At 71.0% G+C, this 4,274-nt stretch carries 5 protein-coding genes; all 5 read right to left on the bottom strand.

Going from position 1 to position 4,274, the window contains the following annotated elements; translation table 11 throughout:
- The coding region (locus VEL82_03240; GenBank protein ID HXW66880.1) for a V-type ATPase 116kDa subunit family protein at window positions 1–1,684 on the bottom strand (1,684 nt) is incomplete at its 3' end.
- 13 nt (window positions 1,685–1,697) lie between these two features.
- A complete protein-coding gene (locus VEL82_03235) occupies window positions 1,698–2,057 on the bottom strand; it encodes a hypothetical protein (protein HXW66879.1) in 360 nt (119 codons plus the stop codon).
- Window positions 2,057–2,185: a hypothetical protein gene (locus VEL82_03230; GenBank protein HXW66878.1), complete on the bottom strand. Its 129-nt coding sequence runs from the start codon at window positions 2,183–2,185 to the stop codon at window positions 2,057–2,059. Before VEL82_03230 ends, VEL82_03235 begins: the two co-directional genes overlap by 1 nt.
- Window positions 2,166–2,813, bottom strand: a complete 648-nt coding sequence (locus VEL82_03225; GenBank protein HXW66877.1) for a V-type ATP synthase subunit D — start codon at window positions 2,811–2,813, stop codon at window positions 2,166–2,168. The genes VEL82_03230 and VEL82_03225 overlap by 20 nt, the downstream gene beginning before the upstream one ends.
- A 15-nt stretch (window positions 2,814–2,828) precedes the next feature.
- A complete protein-coding gene (locus VEL82_03220; GenBank protein ID HXW66876.1) occupies window positions 2,829–4,253 on the bottom strand; it encodes a V-type ATP synthase subunit B in 1,425 nt (474 codons plus the stop codon).
- Between the last annotated feature and the right edge of the window lie 21 nt (window positions 4,254–4,274).

The following is a 4,274-nucleotide window of genomic DNA, read 5'->3' as shown; positions in this document are numbered from 1 at the left end:
CGACGATCCGCGTGTAGGAGAGCACGTGGCTCACGATGTCGATGAGCCCGAGGATCCCGAACACCCCCTCCCCGACGAGGAGAAGCGCGATGCCGACGCCGAGCGCCGCGAACGCGAGGACGACCTCGGTCGTGAACGGCGGAAGGAGCGAGTGGAAGTGGATCGCCGACAGGCCGTAGAAGACGATCCCGAAGGCGAACGCGATCCCGCCGATCTTGCCGACCATCTCGCGCGGGTGGTGGTGGAAGTACGCCTTCAGCGCCCCGAGGAGGAACCCGAGCGAGACCATCCCGAGGCCGAAGAACAGTCCGATGAGCAGGTACGTGGTCACCGTGGTGTTGGCGAGCGGGTCGACCGGGGAGCTCCAGCCGAGCGCCCAGTGGAAGAGCGGGAATCCGAAGAAGTCGTCGAAGTAGAGGCCGAGCCCGATCGCGAGCAAGCAGCCGGGAAGGAGCGCCCAGGCGAGCTGCTGCATCCCCTTCGGACCCATGATGAGCTTGACGAAGTTGCGGCCGGGCTTGGGGAGATACTGGGCCCCGGGAAAGCCGCGGATCATCCATACGCAGATCAGGAGGATCGTGAGCCCGTAGCCCCAGTCCGCAAGCATGAGGCCGAAGAGCAGCGGGAAGACGATCGCGAAGATCAGCGTGGGGTCCCATTCGGTCGGCTGGGGGAGCGAGTAGAACCGGATGAAGAACTCGAAGCGCCGGATCCCCTTCGGGTTGTCCATGAGCGTCGGCGGCTCCTCCTTTGTCGGGACCGAGTACAGGTAGGCCCGATCGCCGGTGGCCCCGGCGAGGATCGCGCTGAGCCGGGCGAGGTCGCGCGTCGGGATCCACGCCTCGAGCGCGAACGTCTCGCGGCCGGCGCCGAGCTTGGAGAGGACCTCGATCTTCCGGTTCTCGACCTGCAGCGCCTCGTCGATCGCTGCGACCGTCGGGTACCACTCCCGGGCGAGCGTGCCGAGCCGGGCGGCGATCGCGGCGCGCCGGCCCACCGCCATCGCCCGCGCGACGCGCGCGTGCTGCGCCTCCTCGGCCGGCGGGCCGTCGACCGCCGGTACCGTGCTCAGGCGCAGGGCGAAGGACTGCGCGACGCGCGCGAGGACCTCGGCGCTCTGCGTGCGCAGGCTCACGAGGAAGGTGCCCGAGCCGCGGGGGTCGTCCAGGAACTGCGCGTCCGAGGTGGGCGGCAGCGCGGCCGCGAGCGCGCCGCGCTGCTTCGGCTCGGCCTCGCCCACGAACGTGACGAAGCTCCGGGCGCGGAGGTACTCGAGCCGGTCGGGATAGAAGGCGAGCCGATCGAGCAGCCCGATCCGCTCGTCGAGCGCGCGCTCCTCGGTGAGCAGCCGGTCGTCCTCGCGCTTGAGCTCCGCGACCTCGGCGTCGATCGGGACGGTCCGGGCCGCGGCGAGGACGTCGTCCAGCGCATCGAAGCGGCGGGGCGGACCGGTCGGGACGGGGGGGAGCGCGTGCTTCAGGCCCCGGAAGCGCAGCGCCTCATCGCCGACGCGCCGCTGGAGCTCGCTGCCGCGCTCGGGGACGAGGGCGCTCAGCGCCTCGGGCGAGAGCGGCTCGATCTGCGCGATCCGCAGGTCGTGGAGGAGGCCGAGGATCCGTTCGCGGTCATCTTTGAGGCCGAGCACGCCGACCTTGCTCATCGCGACCGGCCGCAGGACCCCCATCGGCAGCGTCTCCCTAGGGGCGGACGCCGGCGAGGACCACGTCGAGGATCGCGTCGCGGCGGTCCGCCGGCTGCTTGCCCTCGCCCCGGGACGCCGCGGCCGCCGCCCGCTCGCCGTCGGCGACGATCTCCGCGGCCGCGCGCTCGGTGTCGGCGCGGGCGCGCAGGACCTTCGCGGTCCGCTCCGCCTCCGCCGCGTCGCGCGCCGCCTTCACCGCGGCATCCGCCGCGGCCCGTTCGCGCGCGAGCTGCTCGTCGGCCGCCCGCCGTGCGGCGGCGACCTTCTGCTCCCACTCGGCCTCGGTCGCCCGCACGCGCTTGAGCGCGTCGATCGAGCCTGCCGGGAGCGCGGCGGTCTCCCCAGCGGCGGCCATCACCAACCCCCCACGTACTTCGCGACGAGGGCGACGAAGAGCGCGAGCGCCGCGAGCTTCAGCGCGAGGCTCGCCGCCTGCACGGCGACGAACCGGCGGACCGCGGCGTTAGGCGCCGGCGGCGGCACGCGCCTCCTCCTGCTCGAGCTTGCGCTTGACCGTCTTGAGCATGCTGAACGAGTCGCGCTCGAGCTCGTCGAATCGGAACTTGATGTAGCGCACCGTGGCCTGCAGCCGCGGGATCAGGACGTTCTCGATCGCGCTCGCCCGCCGCTTGGTCTTCTCGATCTCCTGGAGCAGGCGGCGCAGCGCGTTCTCCTTCTCGGCGATGTCGAGGACGACCGCGTAGATCCCTTGGAAGTGGCGGATCGCCTCGTTGACGGACGTCGGCAGGTCGAGGAGCTCGGGCGCCGCGATCGGCGCGTAGCTCCCGCGGTCGACCCGGGGGGTGCGCACCCCCATCACGTTCTTCGTCGCGACCTGGACCGGGCGCACGTCGGGGAGCAGCATCGAGATGCTCTCGAGCCGGGTGGGCCCTTCCATCATCTCCGCCCAGCGGATCGACTCGTAGCCGCGCGCGATCCGCTGCCGCAGGTCGCCGCGCAGGCGCATCGCCTCCTTCGAGATCGCGAAGAACTCGACGATCAGCGCGGTCCGCTTGAGCTTCAACAGGTTGAGGCCCTTGCGCGCGACCACGATGCGCCGGCGGGTGCGCAGGAGCTCGAGGCGCGTGGGTCGGACCGTCTCGGCGGGCACGGGGGGACCTCGAGGCTAGCTCACCGGGCTCGGGTGGGTCCGGTACTTCGCGATGAACTCCGGCTTGATCCGCTTCAACTCGGCGTCGGGGAGGTCGGAGAGGATCTCCCAGCCGATGCCGAGGCTCTGGTCGATCGTGCGGTCCTCGTCGGGGCGCTGGTTGACGAACTCGGTCTCGAAGCGGTCGGCCGCCTTGAGGTAGAGGCGGTCGACCGCGCTGAGCGACTCCTCGCCGACGATCGCCGAGAGCGCGCGCTGGTCCTTGCCCGTGGCGTAGGTCGCGAACAGCTGGTCCGCGACGCCCCGGTGGTCCTCGCGGGTGCGGGTCTTGCCGATCCCCTGGTTCATCAGGCGGGAGAGCGACGGCAGCACGTCGATCGGCGGGTAGACCCCGCGGCGCTGGAGCTCGCGGCTGACGTAGATCTGGCCCTCCGTGATGTAGCCGGTGAGGTCGGGGATCGGGTGCGTCACGTCGTCGGCCGGCATCGTCAGGATCGGCAGCTGCGTGATCGACCCCTTGCGGCCGTGGATCTTGCCCGCCCGCTCGTAGATCGTCGCGAGGTCCGTGTACATGTAGCCGGGGTAGCCGCGGCGGCCCGGCACCTCGTCGCGCGCCGCCGAGACCTCGCGGAGCGCCTCGCAGTAGTTCGTCATGTCGGTGAGCACGACCAGGACATGGAGGTCCCGCTCGTAGGCGAGGAACTCGGCGGCCGTCAGCGCCATGCGCGGCGTGACGACGCGCTCCATCGACGGGTCGCTCGACAGGTTGAGGAAGACGACCGCGCGCTCGAGCGCCCCGGTCGTCTGGAACTCCTTGAGGAAGTAGTTCGCCTCCTCGCTGGTGATCCCCATCGCGGCGAAGACGACCGCGAATCCCTCGGTGGAATCGCGGAGCTTGGCCTGACGGACGATCTGGGCCGCGATCTGGTTGTGCGGGAGGCCCGCGCCCGAGAAGATCGGGAGCTTCTGGCCCCGCACGAGCGTGTTCATCGCGTCGATCGTCGAGATCCCCGTCTGGATGAACTCGCTCGGCTCCTCGCGCGAGTAGGGGTTCATCGCGTTCCCGACGATCTCGAGCTGCTGGTCGGAGACGATCCGGGGGCCGCCGTCCCGGGGCTCCCCGAGCCCGTTGAAGACGCGCCCGAGCATCGTGTCGGACACCGCGAGCTTGGCGACCTCGCCCAGGAACCGGACCGAGGTGGTGCTGACGTCCATCCCCATCGTGGGGCCGAACACCTGGACGATCGCGAGGCCCTTGCGCGAATCCAATACCTGGCCCTGGCGGCGCTCGCCGGTGGGGAGCTGGATTTCGACGATCACGCCGTAGGCGGCGTTCGCGACATCGCGCACGAACAGGAGCGGCCCGGCGACGCGCTCGATCTTGCGGTAGTCGATGGGGACGTCCGACCCCTTCTTCGGGGTCGCGCCCTTCGCCGCCATCAGGCGCTCCCGGCGATGGCG

The organism is Thermoplasmata archaeon (assembly GCA_035622275.1).
GTDB lineage: Archaea > Thermoplasmatota > Thermoplasmata > Lutacidiplasmatales > UBA184 > Lutacidiplasma.
Note: the sequence above shows the minus strand (reverse complement) of the source record. Positions and strands in the feature narration are given on the sequence as shown.

What these genes read in the sequence shown, in the direction of transcription:
- VEL82_03235 (HXW66879.1), bottom strand. Translation starts at nt 2,057, where the DNA reads ATGGCCGCCGCTGGGGAGACCGCCGCGCTCCCGGCAGGCTCGATCGAC.
- VEL82_03220 (HXW66876.1), bottom strand. Translation starts at nt 4,253, where the DNA reads ATGGCGGCGAAGGGCGCGACCCCGAAGAAGGGGTCGGACGTCCCCATC.